Raw genomic sequence first — 17,560 nt, 5'->3', positions numbered from 1 at the left:
CGCGATGATCCTCGCCGCCGGCCGCGGCGAACGCATGCGCCCACTCACGGACGCCTGCCCGAAGCCGCTGCTGCAGGCAGGCGGCAAGCCGCTGATCGTGTGGCACATCGAACGCCTGCGCGACGCCGGCTTCACCGACATCGCGATCAACCACGCCCACCTCGGCGCGATGATCGAGGCGGCGCTGGGCGATGGCGGCGCCTTCGGCGTGCGCCTGCGCTACTCGCCCGAAGCGGAGGCGCTGGAGACTGCCGGCGGCATCCGCCAGGCCCTGCCGCTGCTCGGCGACGCCCCCTTCCTGGTCGTGAATGGCGACGTCTTCTGCGATGCCGAGCTCGCGGCCCTGCGTGCGACGGGCGAAGGGCTGACCGCCGACGGCGACCTCGCCCACCTGCTGATGGTACCGAACCCCGAGCACCACCCCGGCGGCGACTTCCATCTCGCGGACGGGCGCCTGCACCGCGACGGCGAACCGCGCCTGACCTTCTCCGGCCTCGGCGTGTACCACCCCGCCCTCTTCGCCGGCATCGCACCGGACACGCGTGCCGCGCTCGGCCCGCTGCTGCGCGAGGCGATGGACGCCGGACGCGCAAGCGGCGCCCTGCACGCCGGCTATTGGCTCGACGTCGGCACCCCGGCGCGACTCGCCGAACTCGACGCGCGGCTGCGCCGTACCGGCACCTGAACGCACTCCGGCAGGTCCGGTCGAATCCGACATCCGTGCCCATGCCATAATCCGCCGATGAACACGCCCCTCGACCCGAAGTTCGCCCCCCTCGCGCTCGACATCGCCCCCTTCCGCGCCCGCCGCGAGCGCCTGCTCGCGCGCATGAACGCACTCGGCGGCGGTATCGCCGTGTTGCCGACGGCTCCGGAATACGCGCGCAACCGGGACACGCACTACCCGTTCCGCTACGACAGCTATTTCCACTACCTCACCGGCTTCGGCGAACCGGAGGCAGTGGTCGTGCTGATCGCCGGCGATACGCCGAAATCGATCCTGTTCTGCCGCGAAAAGAACGAGGAGCGCGAAATCTGGGACGGCTACCGCTACGGCCCCGACGCCGCACGCGAGCGCTTCGGCTTCGACGAGACCTGGACCATTGGCGAGATCGACCAGCGCCTGCCCGATCTCATGTCCGGCCAGCCCGCACTGTGGTGCAGCCTCGGCCACGACACCGACTGGGACGCCCGCGTGCTGCGCGCCCTCAACACCGTGCGCGCGAACGCCCGCGCCGGGGCGATCCCGCCGCATGCGATCCGCGACGTGCGCGCCGAGCTCGACGAGATGCGCATCCTCAAGGACGCCTCCGAAATCGCGATCATGCGCCGCGCCGGCGACATCTCCGGCGAAGCCCATCGCCGCGCGATGGCCGCGACCCGCCCCGGCCGCTTCGAATACGAGATCGAGGCCGAACTGCTCCACGCCTTCCGCCGCGCCGGCAGCCAGGCCCCCGCCTACCCGTCCATCGTCGCCAGTGGCGCCAACGCCTGCGTGCTGCACTACATCGAGAACGACCGCCAGATGGCCGATGGCGACCTGCTGCTGATCGACGCCGGCTGCGAGCTCGACGGCTACGCCTCCGACATCACCCGCACTTTCCCGGTGAATGGCCGCTTCAGCGGACCGCAGCGCGACATCTACGAACTCGTGCTCGCCGCGCAGGGCGCCGCCAAGGCCGCGATCCGGCCCGGTGCGCACTGGAACATGCCGCACGACGCCGCCGTCGAGGTGCTCGCGCAGGGCATGCTCGACCTCAAGCTCCTTTCCGGCAGCCTCGCCGAAGTCCTCGAGCAGGGCCACTACCGCCGCTTCTACATGCACCGCACCGGGCACTGGCTCGGGCGCGACGTGCACGACGCGGGCGAATACAAGCTCGACGGGGACTGGCGCCCGCTCGCCCCGGGCATGGTGCTGACGGTCGAGCCGGGCTGCTACATCCGCCCTGCCGAAGGCGTGCCGGAAGCCTTCTGGAACATCGGCGTGCGCATCGAGGACGACGCGCTGGTCACTGCGGACGGCTGCGAATACCTCACCGAAGCCGCACCGCGCTCGGTCGCCGACATAGAGGACGTGATGCGCGAGGCCGCCGATGGCGCAGCATGACCTGCTGATCGTCGGCGCAGGCCCGGTCGGCCTCTCGCTCGCCCTCGCACTGAAGGACAGCGGCCTCGCGATCGCACTGGCAGACGCGCGGCCGCGCGATGCCGTCGCCGCCGACCCGCGCGCGCTCGCGTTGGCCCACGGTACGCGCCTCACCCTCGAACACCTTGGGGTGTGGAACGCGTTACCAGCCACGCCTATCCGCCACATCCACATCTCGCAGCAGGGCGGCTTCGGCCGCACCCGGCTCGATGCGGACGACTACGGCCTGCCCGCACTCGGCTATGTCGTCCGGGCGGGCGCTCTCGCCGAAGCCCTGCGCGACGCCGTCGAGCGCACCGGCATCACGGTCATGGACCAGACCGAAGTCACCGGACTGACCGCAGGCGCCGACGCGGTAACGGCCAGCCTCGCCGGCGACGGCAGCACCCTCCATGGCGCCACCGCCTGCGCCCGCCTCGTCGCCTGCGCCGAAGGCGGGCTGCAGGCGGGCACGCCCGACATCGTCGAACGGGACTACGGCCAGCACGCGATCATCGCCAACGTGGGCATTGCCGGCAGACACGGCGAAACCGCCTTCGAGCGCTTCACCAGCGAGGGCCCCATCGCCCTGCTGCCCCACGGCGACCACTATGCCCTAGTGCATGTCGCCTCGCCCCGGCGCGCCACCGAACTCCTGGCCCTACCCGACGCCGCCTACCTGCAACACCTCCGGCAGCGCTTCGGCAGCCGGGTCCAGCTCGCAAGCGTTGCCGGGCGGCAGCGCTACCCGCTGGTGCTGCGCTACCGTCGCGACCCCGTCGGCTCGCGGACGGTGTGGCTGGGCAACGCCGCTCAGACCCTGCACCCCGTCGCCGGCCAGGGTTTCAACCTCGCGCTGCGCGACGTCTGGGCGCTCGCCCGCACCCTCCTCGACTACCGCGGCGACCCCGGCCTCGCCGGCACGCTCGCCGCGTGGCGCGACGCCCGGCGACTGGACCGCTTCGGCGCGATCAACTTCACCGACAGCCTCGTGCGCATATTCAGCAACGACTTCGCCCCCCTGCACCATGCACGCGGCGCAGCGCTGTTCGCCCTCGACATGCTGCCGCCGCTGCGCCACTTCATCGCCCGCCGCATGATGTTCGGCGCCCGCGCCTGGCCGTGACTCCGGGGATGCCGACCCCGCCGGCACGCCATCGTTATATGATTGCGTCCGAACAATCCCGGACCTGACGTTTCATCACATGAACAAGAACATGCGGATTCGCTACAAGATCACCCTTGCAGTCGGCATTGCGGTCACTGCGGTCCTCGTGGCGATGGCGCTCTTCTACACGCACTTCCAGGAACAGTCGGTCCTGAGCCAGAACGAGCGCACGATGGAAAAGCTCACCGAAAGCGTGGCCCAGGGCCTGCAGGCGGTGATGCTGGCGGGTTCCGCGGACATCGCCGAGTCCTATGCCGACCGCCTCAAGAAGGTTACCGACATCATCGACTTCCGCATCCTGCGCACCAACGGCGACGAAGCCTTCCGCGACAACAAGACCATCGACGACGTGAACCGCCGCCGCGGCGAGGAAACCTTCACTCCGCGCGACCACGAACAGCAGATCCCGGTCCTGCCGGCTGACGACCCCAACCTGCTCGCGACAGTGAACGAAGGCCGCACGCTCGCGGTGTACGAACCCGGCCTCGATGGCCACCGCACCCTCACCTTCCTCGCCCCCATCAAGTACGCCGACGCCTGCAGCAAGTGCCACGGCACGGCCAACAGGGTGCGCGGCGTGATCAAGCTGACAACCTCGCTCGCCGCCGTCGAGCGCGACATCTACGAGGTGCGCCAGTACGCGATCGGCGGCCTCGCCCTGGCGCTGATGGCGACCATGCTGCTCACCGGCTACATGCTCGGTCGCACCATCGTCGAACCGCTCGAGAAGGTCACCCACGCGATGAGCCGCGTCTCCGACGGCGACCTCGACCACCAGGTGCCGATCCACAGCCGCGACGAGATCGGCACGATGGCCAACAGCTTCAACCGCATGACCTCGGAGCTGCGCACCACGTACGACGGTCTGCGCCGCGAGCAGGACAAGCTCACGACCATCATCCACGGCGCGGGCGAAGGGATCGTCGTCACCGACAGCACCGGCGAGATCGTGCTGGTGAACCCCGCGGCCGAACGCCTGCTCGAAAAACCCGCGAGCCAGATCGTCCGGGAAGGTTTCTATGCGCTCCTCGACGACGAGGAGCAGATGCGCCTGTGGCTGTCGGACCCCGAGCAGGGCGGCTCGATCACGACCGCCTACAGGGAGCGCGTCCTGCAGATCTTCGCGTCCACGATCTTCGGCAACGACCACAACATCGTCGGCTCGGCCGCACTGCTGCGCGACATCACCGAGGAGAAGCGCCTCGAGGAGGAGTTGCGGCGACTTTCGACCACCGACGGCCTCACCGGCCTGTTCAACCGCCGCCACCTGGATGCCACGCTGGACACCGAATACAACCGTGCCCAGCGCACCGGCACCTCGCTCGCGGTGCTGATGTTCGATATCGACCATTTCAAGAAATTCAACGACACCTACGGCCACGACCAGGGCGACCGCGTGCTGCAGTCCGTCGCGAAGAATTTCCACGACGCGCTGCGCAAGTACGACCTCGCGTGCCGCTACGGCGGCGAGGAGTTCGTCGGCATCCTGCCCAACACCACGCTCGAGGGCGCGTTCTGCGTCGCGGAGCGCCTGCGGGTGGAAATCGAGGCGGCCGAAGTCGACGGCCTCAAGGTCACGATCAGCGTCGGCGTCGCGGCTTTCCCCGAGATTCCCGTCGGCGGCCCCGAAGGCCTCGTCGAGGCCGCCGACGCGGCGCTTTACCGCTCCAAGGAAGGCGGACGCAACCGCAGCACGCGCGCGCTTCCTCCCGAGCCGAGCACGCCCGCGGCGACGGGCGCGGATACCACACCGGTGTGACGCAGTCGCTGCCCGGGGCGAGCATTCGGCTGCTCGCCCGGCTCGGCATGGGGTAAAATCCCGACCTTTCCCCCGCACCACGCCCCGCCCATGCAGTACGCCGGTTTCACCCTGCGCAACAATCTTTTCGTCGCCCCGATGGCCGGCGTCACCGATCGTCCCTTCCGCCAGCTGTGCAAGAAGCTCGGCGCGGGCGTCGCGGTGAGCGAGATGGTCACGTCCAACTCGCTGCTCTACGGCAGCGCGAAGACGCTCCGGCGTGCCAACCACGAGGGCGAAGTCGATCCGATCTCGGTGCAGATCGCCGGCGCCGACCCGCAGATGATGGCCGAAGCCGCCCGCCACAACGCGGACAACGGCGCCCAGATCATCGACATCAACATGGGCTGCCCGGCCAAGAAGGTGTGCAACGTGATGGCGGGCTCGGCGCTGATGCAGGACGAGCCGCTCGTCGCGCGCATCCTCGAAGCCGTCGTCGCCGCCGTGCCGAACACCCCGGTCACGCTCAAGTTCCGCACCGGCTGGAACCGACAGAACCGCAACGCGCCGACCGTCGCGCGCATCGCAGAGGAATCCGGCATCCGCGCCATCGCCATCCATGGCCGCACGCGTGCCGACCAGTACATGGGCGAGGCCGAATACGACACCATCGCGCACGTGAAGACCCTGGTGAAGATCCCGGTCATCGCCAACGGCGACATCACCTCGCCCGAGAAGGCGAAATACGTGCTCGACTACACCGGCGCCGACGGCGTCATGATCGGCCGCGCCGCCCAGGGCCGGCCGTGGATCTTCCGCGAGACCGAGCACTACCTCGCGACCGGCGAGCTGATGCCGCCGCCGCTCGTCAGCGAGATCCTCCAGGTGTGCCGCGAGCACCTGGCCGACCTGTACGCCTTCTACGGCGAAGATACCGGCGTCAAGGTCGCCCGCAAGCACATCTCCTGGTACACGAAGGGCCTGGTCGGATCGGCCGCCTTCCGTCGCGCCATGAACCAGCTCCCCGACGTCCGCTCGCAGCTGACGGCCGTCGAGGACTTTTTCGGCCAATTGGCCCAGCAGGACGCCCGCCTGCGCTACGAAGAAGACCTCCCGCAGGAACTTGCCGCATGAGCCGCCCCAACGAAATCGCCACTTCGGTGCAGCGCACCCTGGACCAGTATTTCCGCGACCTCGACGGTGAAAAACCGGCCGCGATCTACGAGATGGTGATCCGCAACGTCGAACGCCCGATGCTCGAATTCGTCCTCCGCCAGGCCAACGGCAACCAGACCGTGGCCGCGGAGATGCTCGGCATCAACCGCAACACGCTGCGGCGCAAGCTCACCGAATACGAACTGCTGTAAGCCCGACTGCCGCCGTGCGCCGCAACTTGCGCACGGCTCCCCGCCTTCCGATTCATTCCTGCGATACGAACGATGAAAGTCTCCCAAGCCCTGATCAGCGTCTCCGACAAGCACGGCGTCCTCGAATTCGCCCAGGCCCTGCACGGCCTCGGCGTGAAGATCCTGTCGACCGGCGGCACCGCCTCGATGCTGCGCGACGCCGGCCTGCCGGTCACCGACGTATCGGAGCACACCGGCTTCCCCGAGATGCTCGACGGCCGCGTCAAGACCCTGCACCCGAAGGTGCACGGTGGCATCCTTGCGCGCCGCGACCTGCCCGAGCACATGGAGACCATCGCCGCGCACGGCATCTCGCGCATCGACCTCGTCGTCGTGAACCTCTACCCCTTCGCGCAGACCGTCGCCAAGCCCGACTGCACGCTCGAGGACGCCATCGAGAACATCGACATCGGCGGCCCGACCATGGTGCGCGCGGCAGCGAAGAACCACGGTGACGAGAAGGGCGGCGTGGGCATCGTCACCGACCCCGAAGACTACGGCTGCATCATCGACGAGCTGAAAGCGAACGGCGGCGAGCTGAGCTACAAGACCCGCTTCGCCCTCGCGGTGAAGGCCTTCACCCACACCGCCCGCTACGACAGCGCGATCTCCAACCACCTCACCGCGCTGACCTTCGGCGACGAGGGCGAAGTGGCCAAGCAGGCCTACCCCGAGCGCTACCAGGTCGCCTTCGACAAGGTGCAGGACCTGCGCTACGGCGAGAACCCGCACCAGTCCGCCGCCTTCTACCGCGAGCCGAACGCTCCCGAGGGTGCGATCGCGTCCTACAGGCAGCTGCAGGGCAAGGAACTGTCGTACAACAACATCGCCGACGCCGACGCGGCGTGGGAATGCGTCAAGGCCTTCGAGGCGGCCACCCCCGCCTGCGTCATCGTCAAGCACGCCAACCCCTGTGGCGTGGCGATCGCCGAATCGCCGGTCGCTGCCTACCGCAAGGCCTTCTCGACCGACCCGACCTCGGCCTTCGGCGGCATCATCGCGTTCAATTGCGAAGTCGACCGCGCGGCGGCAGAAGCGGTCTCCGCGCAGTTCCTCGAGCTGGTGATCGCCCCGTCCTACACGGCCGATGCGCTGGCGCTGCTGGCCGCCAAGCAGAACGTGCGCGTGCTCACCTGCCCGCTCGGCAAGCCCGCCGGCGCACTCGACTACAAGCGCGTCGGTGGCGGCCTGCTGGTGCAGAGCGCCGACGAGGCCCGCATCGCCGTGGCCGACCTCAAGGTCGTCACCAAGCGCGCGCCGACCGAACAGGAACTGCGCGACCTCCTCTTCGCCTGGCGCGTCGCCAAGTACGTCAAGTCGAACGCCATCGTCTACTGCCGTGACGGCATGACCGTCGGCGTCGGCGCCGGCCAGATGAGCCGTGTCGACTCCGCCCGCATCGCCGCGATCAAGGCCGAGAACGCCGGCCTCACGGTCAAGGGCACGGTGGTCGCCTCCGACGCCTTCTTCCCGTTCCGCGACGGCCTCGACGTGCTCGCCCAGGCCGGCGCGACCGCCGTCATCCAGCCAGGCGGCTCGATGCGCGATGCCGAAGTGATCGCCGCGGCCGACGAACAGGGCGTCGCGATGGTGTTCACCGGCTTCCGCCACTTCCGCCACTGATCCGCAGCGCAGGTAACAGCATGAAAGTTCTCGTCATCGGCTCCGGCGGCCGCGAACACGCACTGGCCTGGAAACTCGCCCAGTCGCCCAAGGTCACGCGCGTCCTGGTTGCGCCGGGCAACCCGGGCACGGCCCGCGAGCCGCTGCTCGAGAACGTCGCCGTCACCGCGATTCCCGACCTCGTCGAACTCGCAAAGCGTGAGCAGGTGCAGTTCACCGTCGTCGGACCCGAGGCCCCCCTCGCGGCCGGCGTCGTCGACGCCTTCCGCGCGGCCGGCCTGCCGATCTTCGGACCGACGAAGGCCGCGGCCCAACTCGAGAGCTCCAAGGACTTCGCCAAGCGCTTCCTGATCCGCCACAACATCCCGACGGCGAAGTACCAGACCTTCTCCGACGCCGCCGCCGCGCACGACTATGTGAAGGCCCAGGGCGCGCCCATTGTCATCAAGGCCGACGGACTCGCCGCCGGCAAGGGCGTGGTCGTCGCGATGACGCTCGACGACGCGCACGCCGCGATCGACATGATGCTCACCGACAACCGCATGGGAGTGAGCTACGGTGAGGCGGGCGCCCGCGTCGTGATCGAGGAATTCATGGCCGGCGAGGAGGCAAGCTTCATCGTCATGGCCGACGGCAGGCAGGCGCTCGCGCTCGCGACCAGCCAGGATCACAAGCGCCTAAAGGACGGCGACGAAGGCCCCAACACCGGCGGCATGGGCGCCTACTCGCCCGCCCCGGTGGTAACGCCCGAGGTGCATGCGCGCGTGATGCGCGAGATCATCCAGCCGACGCTCGCCGGCATGGCGGCCGACGGCCATCCCTATACCGGCTTCCTTTACGCCGGCCTGATGATCGACGACGCCGGCCAGCCGCGCGTGGTCGAGTTCAACTGCCGCATGGGTGATCCGGAAACCCAACCGATCATGATGCGGCTGAAGACCGATTTCTCCGACCTCATCGAAGCCGCGATCGGCGGCCGCCTCGACCAGATCGAAGCCGAGTGGGACCGTCGCGTCGCGCTCGGTGTCGTCCTCGCGGCTGCGGGCTATCCCGAGGCACCGCGCAAGGGCGACGCCATCACGGGCCTACCGGGCACCGAAGTCGAGGACGTGCATGTCTTCCACGCCGGCACCGGCGAGCAGGATGGCCAGGTCGTCACCGCCGGCGGACGCGTGCTGTGCGTCACCGCGCTCGGCGACAACGTGCGCAGCGCACAGAAGCGCGCGTACGAAGTGGCCGACGCGATCGTGTTCGAGGGCCGCCAGTTCCGCCGCGACATCGGCCACCGCGCCGTCGCGCGCAAGAACTGAGGGCGCCGCCGCGATGAGTGCGCCCGACCGTTCCGTCGTCAAGAACTACCTCCTCGACCTGCAGCAGCGCATCGTCGCGGCGCTGGAGGCCTTCGACGGCGACGCATTCCGCACCGACGCGTGGGACCGCCCCGGAGGCGGCGGAGGCATCACCCGCGTGATCGAGGAAGGCCGTTTCTTCGAGCGCGGCGGCGTAAACTTCTCGCACGTGATGGGCGCCGGCATGCCGGCCTCCGCAACGGCGCACCGCCCCGAACTCGCCGGCCGCTCCTTCGAGGCGATGGGCGTGTCGCTGGTGCTGCACCCGCGCAACCCGTACTGCCCTACCGCGCACATGAACGTGCGCTTCTTCATCGCCCTGCCGCCGGCAAACGAGCCCGATGCGGCGCCGATCTGGTGGTTCGGAGGTGGCATGGATCTCACGCCCTACTATCCGTTCGAAGAGGATGTGCGCCACTTCCACCGCACCTGCAAGGCCGCGGTGTTGCCTTTCGGCGGCGAGGCGGAATACCGCCGCCTCAAGGAATGGTGCGACAGCTACTTCTTCCTCAAGCACCGCAACGAGCCGCGCGGCGTCGGCGGCCTGTTCTTCGACGACCTGGGCGCGGACGGCAAGATCGACTTCGATGCCGCCTTCGGACTGATGACCAGCGTCGGCGACGCCTTCGTGCCGGCCTACCTGCCGATCCTCGAACGCAGGAAGGACGTCGCCTATGGCGAGCGCGAGCGCGACTTCCAGGCCTACCGTCGCGGTCGCTATGTCGAATTCAACCTCGTCTTCGACCGCGGCACGCTGTTCGGCCTGCAGTCGGGCGGACGCACGGAATCCATCCTGATGTCGCTGCCGCCGATCGTGAAGTGGCGCTACGACTGGCAGCCCGAAGCTGGCAGCGCGGAGGCGAAACTCTACGACGAGTTTCTCAAGCCGCGCGACTGGTGCTGACGCACCCGAAATAGCCGGGCGGGAAGCGATTCAACCGCCGCCCCACTGTGGGCTTCAGCCGCGAAGGGACGTTCTCGCATGCGTTGCGGCCCATTCGCGGCTGAAGCCGCTCCCACGGGTATTGTGAACCCGCTCCCATCGGCATACGTTTCTAGGCGGCCGAACGCTGTGCCGCGGCGCGGTAGTGCGCCTGCGCCTCGTCTGCACGCTCAAGCTTTTCGAGCAGACCGGCCAGCGCCAGATGCGTCTCGACCGAGGGCGCGAGGTTGAGCGAGGCCTCGAGGTAGCTCTGCGCCTTGCCCCATAGCTGCGCGTTGAGGCACAGACGCCCGAGCGCGAACAGCAGGCCCGCATCCTTGGGATACATGCGCAGCCATTTCTCGCCGCGGGCGAGGCAATCGACCGCGTCGCCCTCGCAGCAATAACCGTACAGGCGGGCGAGTCCGCTGTCCCATTCCACGTCGAGCAGACGCTCCAGCGTACGGCGCGCAAGCGCCCCCTGCCCCGCCTCGGCGAGGTAGGGCACGGCCCGCTCGACCAGGCGCCGGTCGTTCAGCTCGTCCGCCGGGATCTCCCGCCAGTAAGCCGCCAGCCCATCGGCATCGCCGGCCAGCTCGCGCATGCGCTCGAGATGCGCGCGCCGCAGCACGGACCGCACCTGGTCCTCCGACATGGCCTTGTGCTTGTGCAGCTGGCGTGCAGTGCGCAGCACCTCGTCCCAGCGCGCCAGCGCCGACGCGACACGCAAGGACAGGCGCAGCGCGGCGATATGGCGATGCCCTGCGAGGCGCAGGTTTTCCAGCCGTTCGGCCGCCTCGTCGAAGCGGCGCCCCTCCACCGCAAGCTCGGCCTCGGTCATCAGGCGCGCGACGCGCGACTCGTCTTCCTGTTCGGCCGACTTTCCCAGCCAGATGCGATAACGCGTGTCGTCGCGCATCGCATGCGCAGCCCGCGCCGCAACGAGGGCTGCCATCGAGCGGTTGTCGCTGTCCCCGAACGCCGCCGCGGCGAACTTGACCGATTGTGCGAAACGCCCCTCGAACAAGGCTCGCAGCGCGTCGCGCAGGGCGCGACCGGCCTTTTCCTTGCGACGCCGCTCACGGTACTGGACGACGCGCCCGGGTAGCGCCATCGTCCGGCGCACGATCCGCAGCACGACGTAGGCGCTGACGAACGCGAGGACCAGGCCGACGATGAGCAGGTTGAGCGAAAGCTGGATTCGCCACGGCGGCACGACGACCAGCACGTAGCCGTCGTTGACGCTCGCGAGCATCGCGACACCGGCCGCGAGCGCGAAGATTCCGATGAGCCAGATCAATGCACGCATGATCGGCTCCTCAGCGCGTGGCGCCGGCAGGCTGGCGCGCAGCGTTCCCCTTCGCCGGCTCCTCGGCGGGCGGCGCGGCCGGCGGCACAACGACGGCCGGAGCATTCCGGCTCGCCTCGCCCGCGCGCGCCTGCAGGAGCCGCAGCGCGGCGATGCTCTCCACCGGCGCCGGCTGCTCCACCTTGACCGGCATCGCCCCGAGGGTCGCCAGCTCGGACAGGGTCTCCTGCACCTTGGCATCGCGCTTGTCGAAGTAACGTTCGATCCAGCCCTGGGCCTGCATCAGGTCCGCCGAGAAGGTGCGCCCGTCGCGCGCCAGCAGCGCGAGGCGGGCGGTCAGCAGGCGGATCTTGAGGTTCTCGCGCAGGTAGGTGCTCTGGGCGGGCGCGAGCAGCACCGGTTCGGGCTGATCAAGACGCTCGATGCGCACCAGAGCGAGGATCTCATGCCACACCTCGTGGGCCACGCCCTTGATGAAATCCATCGGCGAGGGCTCGGCCGCGGCGGGCGCAGCAGCCGTGTCGGCATCGACGGACGGCTGCGCGGCGAGCTCCCCTGCGAACGCCAGGGGCAGACGATCCACCCGCTCGAGCAGGCCCTGGAGGCGCAGCGCGATCCCCGGGACATCCACCTGCGGCGCGGCCTTAAGCGTTTCGATATCGCGCGCCAGCGCGCGCCGCAACGGCAACAGCTGTCCCCCGTCATGCGCGGCGATACGCGCCTCGGCCCCCTGCAGGGCAACCAGCGCAGCCTCGGCATTGCCGGCGAGCTGGAGCTGCTGCGTCGCCATCCCGACGGCGTATTCGGCCTCGGCGATGACGCGATCCTCACGCGTGCGCGAGAACTGCTGATAAAGCGTCTCGAGCGCAGCGGCCTGACCTTCGGTGGCAGCCACCTGTGCCTCGAGTGCGCCTAGCTTGCCCTGCAGCGCGGCGATGGCCTCCTGCTGCTGGCGGGCGAGCGCACGGTATTCGGTTGCCGCCGAATCGCCGGCGGCGAGGCGCTGGGCGACCTCCTCACGCACGGTGGCGACGCCGCCACGCATGTCGTACACGTACCAGCCGAGCACGCCGGTGCCGACGAGCGCAATCACGGAGATCGCAGCGACCAGGCCGCCACGGGAACTGCCGCCGGCGGCAGCGGAGGCTGACGATCGCCCGGTCGTTTCACGGTTCGGAGCGGGAGCGGCATCGGTCGAGCCGGACTGGGTGAGCGCAGATTGTTCTTGGTTCATGGCCTGAGTGTAACCGAGGCGTGTCGAAAATGAGACTCCAGGGCGCCGAGCAACCCCTCGTCGCCCGGCGGCGTCTCGAACACGAGCTCGAAGCCTGCCGCGCGGGCATGCGCGACGATGCGCGGATGCGGCGCGAAGACGGCGACCGTGCGCAGCGCGCGCCAGCCCTCGTCGCCGACCATGGTGCGCAGGTTGCCCACGCCTTCGCTGCTGGTGAGCGTGATCGCGTCGAGGTGCCCGTCGACGGCAAGGTCCAGCAGGGGCGCCGGGTCGGTCTCGGGGCAGTAGCGACGGTAACAGGTGACGTACTCGACCGTGGCGCCCCGCTCGCGCAAGGTCTCGCCGAGCAGGTCGCGCCCGCCGTCGCCGCGGAAGATCGCGACGCGCCTGCCGGCGACCGCATCCGCCTGGAACTCCGGCAGGGCCAGCACAGACTCGCTGTCGAAGCCGCTCCGCGGCGCGATGACGTCCTTGAATCCGTAGCCCGCCAGCGCCCGCTCGCTACCCTTGCCGACCGTGGCGACGCGCAGGCCGGGAGGCCAGGCGCGTCTTGCGAGGATTGCCCCGAGGGCGTGACTCACGGCATTCGGACTGACGAAGAAGGCGAGCTCGAAGCCGTCGAGCCGCGCGATCACCTCATCGAGGGCGCGGCCGTCCTGCGGCTCGCCGATTGCCAGCACGGGGAAACGCAGCGCGATGCCGCCCCGCGCTTCGATCGCCGCGCACAGGCCGTCCGCCTGTCCGGACGGCCGGGTCACCACGATGTGGCGCCCGGACAGCGTCGCCGCGGTCATGATCGCCACCGTCGCGGCCGGCGTCAGCCGATCTGGGCGAGGATGTCCTCGGCTCCCTGCTCACGCAGGTCGGCCGCCAGCGCCAGCCCCAGCGTCTCGCAGTCCGCCGGATTGCCCTCGAGCTCGGCGCGCACGATGCGGCTGCCGTCGGGCAGCGCGACAAAGCCGCGCAGCCACAGCTTGCCGGCGCGGATCTCGGCGTACGCCCCCAGCGGCACCTCGCAGCTGCCGGCGAGCGCGCGCGACACGGCGCGCTCCGCGCGCACGCATGCCGAGGTGTCGGCGTCGTTGAGCGGCGCGAGCCAGGCGGCAACGTCCTTGCGGCTGGCGAGGCATTCGATGCCCAGCGCGCCCTGCCCGGCGGCCGGCAGCGAAACCGTGGACGGCAGCTCGCAGCGGATGCGATCGGCCAGGCCCAGGCGCTTGAGGCCGGCCGCAGCGAGGATGATCGCGTCGTACTGGCCCTCGTCGAGCTTGCGCAAGCGCGTGTCCAGATTGCCGCGCAGGCTGGTCACGGCGAGCATCGGGTACATCGCGTGCAGCTGCGACTCACGGCGCAGCGAGGAGGTGCCGACCACGGCCCCCGGCGGAAGCTCGTCGAGGCTCGCGTAGCGCGGCGACACGAAGGCGTCGAGCGGAACCTCGCGCTCCGAGATGCAGGGCAGCGCGAAGGGCTCGGCGAGCTGCATCGGCACGTCCTTCATCGAATGCACGGCGATGTCGGCGCGACCTTCGAGCAGCGCCGCCTCGAGTTCCTTCACGAACAGCCCCTTGCCGCCGACCTTGGCCAGCGGGCGATCGAGGATCTGGTCGCCGCGGGTCGTCATGCCCAGCAGCTCGACCCGGCAACCTGGGTACAGCCCCTCGAGGCGGGCCTTGACGTGCTCGGCCTGCCACAGTGCGAGCCGGCTTTCGCGGGTGGCGATTACGATGCGTTCGGGCGGGTTGAATTCGGCGGAAATTGCGCTCACGGTAAACGGACTCGTCGGCAGATGATTTAGGATCCTGAAGGGCGCGGCACATGCCGCACTGCAACATCAGGGTTCGCGCCAATGGCGTCGTAGCAGGACAGCATTCTAGCATGGACGTCCGAGCGCACCTCTCGCCCCCGAACCCCAACACTGCCACGGAAAGATCATGACCCAGGACAAGGACGCACCACTGCGCGAAGACATCCGACTGCTCGGCCGCATGCTCGGTGACACCGTGCGCGACCAGCAGGGCGAGGCCGTGTTCGGCCTCATCGAACGCATCCGGCAGACCTCGGTGCGCTTCCGCCGCGACGACGACCGCGCCGCGCGCCAGGAACTCGAAGGCATCCTGGATGCGCTGTCGCGCGAACAGACGATTCAGGTCGCGCGCGCGTTCAGCTATTTCTCGCACCTCGCCAATATCGCCGAGGACCAGCACCACATCCGCCGCAGCCGCGCCCACCTCATCGCCGGCTCCGCGCCGCGCGAAGGCAGCCTCGCGCACGCGCTCGCCCGCGCCTTCGCGAGCGGCCACGAGGCGGCGGAATTGGCCGCGTTCTTCGACACCGCATCGATCTCGCCGGTGCTCACGGCCCACCCGACCGAAGTGCAGAGGAAGAGCATCCTCAACTGCGAAACCGACATCGCCCGCCTGCTCGACCGGCGCGACCGCATGGTGCTCACGCCGGAAGAGCGCGAGTACAGCGATGAAGCCATGCGCCGCGCGGTGCTGATCCTGTGGCAGACGCGCATGCTGCGCCCGGCCAAGCTGTCGGTCGTCGATGAGGTGGCCAACGGCCTGTCGTATTTCGACGCGACCTTCCTGCGCGAAGTGCCGCGCCTCTATGCCGCCCTCGAGGACCAGCTCGCGAAGCGCGACCCGGCGCTGGGCGCGCTCGAACTGCCCGCCTTCCTGCGCGTCGGCAGCTGGATCGGCGGCGACCGCGACGGCAATCCCTTCGTCACCGCCGAAGTGCTCGAACGCGCGCTCGCGATGCAGGCCGGCGCCGTGCTGAGCTTCTACCTCGACGAGCTGCACACGCTCGGCGCGCGCCTGTCTCTCGCGGCCGGACTCGTGAGCGCCTCGGACGCCCTCCTCGCCCTCGCGAACCGCTCGCCCGACCAGTCCCCCCACCGCAAGGACGAGCCCTACCGGCGCGCGATCTCCGGTATCTACGCACGCCTTGCCGCGACCCATCGCGCCCTGCTCGGCAGCGAACCGCCGCGCCACGCCGTCGCAGACGCCGAGCCCTACCTGAACGCGTACGAACTGTCCGAGGACCTCGACATCCTCCACCGCTCTCTCGTCGCCAACGGCTCGGCGGCGCTGGCGCGTGGCCGCCTGCGCCTGCTGCGCCGCGCCGTGCGCGTGTTCGGCTTCCACCTCGCGCCGATCGACCTGCGCCAGAACTCCGACGTGCACGAGCGCGTCGTCGCGGAACTGCTGGCGACCGCCCAGCCCGGCATCGACTATCGCGCGCTCGACGAGACCGACCGCTGCGAGGTGCTGCTCACCGAGCTCGCCACGCCGCGACCGCTCGCCTCGCCCCACGTGCGCTATTCCGACGAGACCGAGGGCGAGCTGGCGATCTTCCGTGCCGCCCGCAGCGCGCACCTGCGCTTCGGCAAGGAAGCGATCACCAACTGCATCATCTCGAAGACCGATGACGTCTCCGACATGCTCGAACTCGCCCTGCTGCTGAAGGAAGCGGGACTGCTGCGCCCGCATGAGCAGGCGCTCGACGTGAACATCATCCCGCTGTTCGAGACCATCGAGGATCTCGCCAACGCCCCGACCGTCATGGATCGCCTGTTCGCGCTGCCGGCCTACATGAGCCTGCTGGAATCGCGCGAGCGGATGCAGGAGATCATGCTGGGTTACTCCGACAGCAACAAGGATGGTGGCTTCCTCACCTCCGGTTGGTCGCTGTACAAGGCCGAGATCGGGCTCGTCGAGGTGTTCGCCAAGCACGACGTGCACCTGCGCCTCTTCCACGGCCGCGGCGGCTCGGTCGGCCGCGGCGGCGGCCCGAGCTACCAGGCCATCCTCGCGCAGCCTGGCGGCGCCGTGCAGGGCCGCATCCGCCTCACCGAGCAGGGCGAGGTCATCGCCGCCAAATACAACAACCCCGAGGTGGGCCGACGCAACCTCGAGGTGCTGGTCGCCGCGACGCTGGAGGCGAGCCTGCTCACGGATCGCGCCCCGGCGCCGCGCGCCGAGTTCCTCGACACCATGCAGGCGCTCTCGGACACGGCCTTCGCCGCCTACCGCGGCCTCGTCTATGAAACCGAGGGCTTCGAGCGCTATTTCTGGGAGTCGACGGTGATCTCCGAGATCGCCGAGCTCAACATCGGCTCGCGCCCCGCCTCGCGCAAGAAGGGCACACGCATCGAAGACTTGCGCGCGATCCCGTGGGTGTTCAGCTGGGCCCAGTGCCGCCTGATGCTGCCCGGCTGGTTCGGCTTCGGCGCGGCGGTGAAGGCATGGCGCGCCGCCCATCCGGACGACGGCCTCGCGCGGCTGCAGGCGATGTACAAGGAGTGGTCCTTCTTCGCGACGCTGCTGTCGAACATGGACATGGTGCTCGCCAAGTCCGACCTCGCAATCGCCTCGCGCTACGCCGGCCTGGTCAAGGATCCGGCACTGCGCGACGCGATCTTCGGCCGCATCCGCGCCGAATGGCAGGACACCGTCGACGCGCTGCTTGCCATCACCGGCCAGAAGGAGCTCCTGGACGACAATCCGCTGCTCAAGCGCTCGATCCGCAACCGCTTCCCCTACCTCGACCCGCTCAACCACGTGCAGGTCGAGCTGCTGCGCCGCCACCGCGACGGCCACGACGACGCGCGCGTGCGACTGGGCATCCACATCTCGATCAACGGGGTCGCGGCCGGCCTCAGGAACAGCGGCTGAGGGGGGG

14 protein-coding genes are annotated in these 17,560 nt (G+C 69.3%); 10 read left to right on the top strand and 4 right to left on the bottom strand.

Going from position 1 to position 17,560, the window contains the following annotated elements; genetic code table 11:
* Positions 1 to 4: 4 nt before the first annotated feature.
* The 9 genes from murU to hemF all read left to right on the top strand — a co-directional run bounded on the left by murU (position 5) and on the right by hemF (position 10,313).
* Positions 5 to 685: an N-acetylmuramate alpha-1-phosphate uridylyltransferase MurU gene (gene murU, locus U5817_RS04490; protein ID WP_407281019.1), complete on the top strand. Its 681-nt coding sequence runs from the start codon at positions 5 to 7 to the stop codon at positions 683 to 685.
* Positions 686 to 742: 57 nt separating this feature from the next.
* On the top strand, positions 743 to 2,107 hold the full coding sequence (locus U5817_RS04485) for an aminopeptidase P N-terminal domain-containing protein (RefSeq protein WP_407279853.1): 1,365 nt from the start codon (positions 743 to 745) through the stop codon (positions 2,105 to 2,107).
* A complete protein-coding gene (locus U5817_RS04480; RefSeq protein WP_407279852.1) occupies positions 2,094 to 3,251 on the top strand; it encodes an FAD-dependent monooxygenase in 1,158 nt (385 codons plus the stop codon). The genes U5817_RS04485 and U5817_RS04480 overlap by 14 nt, the downstream gene beginning before the upstream one ends.
* A 79-nt stretch (positions 3,252 to 3,330) precedes the next feature.
* Positions 3,331 to 5,052 (top strand): diguanylate cyclase, encoded by a 1,722-nt coding sequence (locus tag U5817_RS04475; RefSeq protein WP_407279851.1) that lies wholly within the window; start codon positions 3,331 to 3,333, stop codon positions 5,050 to 5,052.
* A gap of 90 nt (positions 5,053 to 5,142) precedes the next feature.
* Positions 5,143 to 6,165, top strand: coding sequence for a tRNA dihydrouridine synthase DusB (gene dusB / locus U5817_RS04470; protein ID WP_407279849.1), 1,023 nt, complete (start codon positions 5,143 to 5,145; stop codon positions 6,163 to 6,165).
* Positions 6,162 to 6,398 (top strand): helix-turn-helix domain-containing protein, encoded by a 237-nt coding sequence (locus U5817_RS04465; protein WP_169126581.1) that lies wholly within the window; start codon positions 6,162 to 6,164, stop codon positions 6,396 to 6,398. The genes dusB and U5817_RS04465 overlap by 4 nt, the downstream gene beginning before the upstream one ends.
* Before the next feature lie 72 nt (positions 6,399 to 6,470).
* Positions 6,471 to 8,060, top strand: coding sequence for a bifunctional phosphoribosylaminoimidazolecarboxamide formyltransferase/IMP cyclohydrolase (gene purH, locus U5817_RS04460; RefSeq protein ID WP_407279848.1), 1,590 nt, complete (start codon positions 6,471 to 6,473; stop codon positions 8,058 to 8,060).
* 20 nt (positions 8,061 to 8,080) lie between these two features.
* Entirely contained in the window at positions 8,081 to 9,370 is a 1,290-nt protein-coding gene (gene purD, locus U5817_RS04455) for a phosphoribosylamine--glycine ligase (RefSeq protein ID WP_169126577.1), read from the top strand.
* Between the two features lie 13 nt (positions 9,371 to 9,383).
* A complete protein-coding gene (gene hemF / locus U5817_RS04450; protein WP_169126575.1) occupies positions 9,384 to 10,313 on the top strand; it encodes an oxygen-dependent coproporphyrinogen oxidase in 930 nt (309 codons plus the stop codon).
* A gap of 151 nt (positions 10,314 to 10,464) precedes the next feature.
* Here hemF and U5817_RS04445 read toward each other — a convergent pair whose 3' ends face one another.
* Genes U5817_RS04445 through hemC form a run of 4 tightly spaced genes read right to left on the bottom strand, consistent with a single transcriptional unit; the run spans position 10,465 to position 14,639 of the window.
* The gene (locus U5817_RS04445) at positions 10,465 to 11,640 is read right to left on the bottom strand and encodes a heme biosynthesis HemY N-terminal domain-containing protein (RefSeq protein WP_169126573.1); all 1,176 of its coding nucleotides are present in this window, start codon (positions 11,638 to 11,640) and stop codon (positions 10,465 to 10,467) included.
* A 10-nt stretch (positions 11,641 to 11,650) separates the two neighbouring features.
* Positions 11,651 to 12,874, bottom strand: coding sequence for a uroporphyrinogen-III C-methyltransferase (locus U5817_RS04440; RefSeq protein ID WP_407279846.1), 1,224 nt, complete (start codon positions 12,872 to 12,874; stop codon positions 11,651 to 11,653).
* Positions 12,871 to 13,668, bottom strand: a complete 798-nt coding sequence (locus tag U5817_RS04435) for a uroporphyrinogen-III synthase (RefSeq protein ID WP_407279845.1) — start codon at positions 13,666 to 13,668, stop codon at positions 12,871 to 12,873. The genes U5817_RS04440 and U5817_RS04435 overlap by 4 nt, the downstream gene beginning before the upstream one ends.
* A 23-nt stretch (positions 13,669 to 13,691) precedes the next feature.
* Positions 13,692 to 14,639, bottom strand: a complete 948-nt coding sequence (gene hemC / locus U5817_RS04430; protein WP_339379978.1) for a hydroxymethylbilane synthase — start codon at positions 14,637 to 14,639, stop codon at positions 13,692 to 13,694.
* A gap of 166 nt (positions 14,640 to 14,805) precedes the next feature.
* Between hemC and ppc the strand changes: the two genes are divergently transcribed.
* Positions 14,806 to 17,553 (top strand): phosphoenolpyruvate carboxylase, encoded by a 2,748-nt coding sequence (ppc, locus tag U5817_RS04425; RefSeq protein ID WP_169126569.1) that lies wholly within the window; start codon positions 14,806 to 14,808, stop codon positions 17,551 to 17,553.
* Positions 17,554 to 17,560 lie beyond the last annotated feature (7 nt).

The sequence above is a fragment of the Aromatoleum evansii genome (assembly GCF_045689615.1).
GTDB lineage: Bacteria > Pseudomonadota > Gammaproteobacteria > Burkholderiales > Rhodocyclaceae > Aromatoleum > Aromatoleum evansii.
This window is presented reverse-complemented; position numbering and strand designations above follow the sequence as displayed.

Excerpts from the sequence above, each read along its gene's own strand:
- purH (WP_407279848.1), top strand. The coding sequence starts at position 6,471 with ATGAAAGTCTCCCAAGCCCTGATCAGCGTCTCCGACAAGCACGGCGTC.
- dusB (WP_407279849.1), top strand. The coding sequence starts at position 5,143 with ATGCAGTACGCCGGTTTCACCCTGCGCAACAATCTTTTCGTCGCCCCG.
- U5817_RS04445 (WP_169126573.1), bottom strand. The coding sequence starts at position 11,640 with ATGCGTGCATTGATCTGGCTCATCGGAATCTTCGCGCTCGCGGCCGGT.
- U5817_RS04465 (WP_169126581.1), top strand. The coding sequence starts at position 6,162 with ATGAGCCGCCCCAACGAAATCGCCACTTCGGTGCAGCGCACCCTGGAC.
- purD (WP_169126577.1), top strand. The coding sequence starts at position 8,081 with ATGAAAGTTCTCGTCATCGGCTCCGGCGGCCGCGAACACGCACTGGCC.
- hemF (WP_169126575.1), top strand. The coding sequence starts at position 9,384 with ATGAGTGCGCCCGACCGTTCCGTCGTCAAGAACTACCTCCTCGACCTG.
- U5817_RS04475 (WP_407279851.1), top strand. The coding sequence starts at position 3,331 with ATGAACAAGAACATGCGGATTCGCTACAAGATCACCCTTGCAGTCGGC.
- murU (WP_407281019.1), top strand. The coding sequence starts at position 5 with ATGATCCTCGCCGCCGGCCGCGGCGAACGCATGCGCCCACTCACGGAC.
- U5817_RS04480 (WP_407279852.1), top strand. The coding sequence starts at position 2,094 with ATGGCGCAGCATGACCTGCTGATCGTCGGCGCAGGCCCGGTCGGCCTC.
- ppc (WP_169126569.1), top strand. The coding sequence starts at position 14,806 with ATGACCCAGGACAAGGACGCACCACTGCGCGAAGACATCCGACTGCTC.
- U5817_RS04485 (WP_407279853.1), top strand. The coding sequence starts at position 743 with ATGAACACGCCCCTCGACCCGAAGTTCGCCCCCCTCGCGCTCGACATC.
- U5817_RS04440 (WP_407279846.1), bottom strand. The coding sequence starts at position 12,874 with ATGAACCAAGAACAATCTGCGCTCACCCAGTCCGGCTCGACCGATGCC.
- U5817_RS04435 (WP_407279845.1), bottom strand. The coding sequence starts at position 13,668 with ATGACCGCGGCGACGCTGTCCGGGCGCCACATCGTGGTGACCCGGCCG.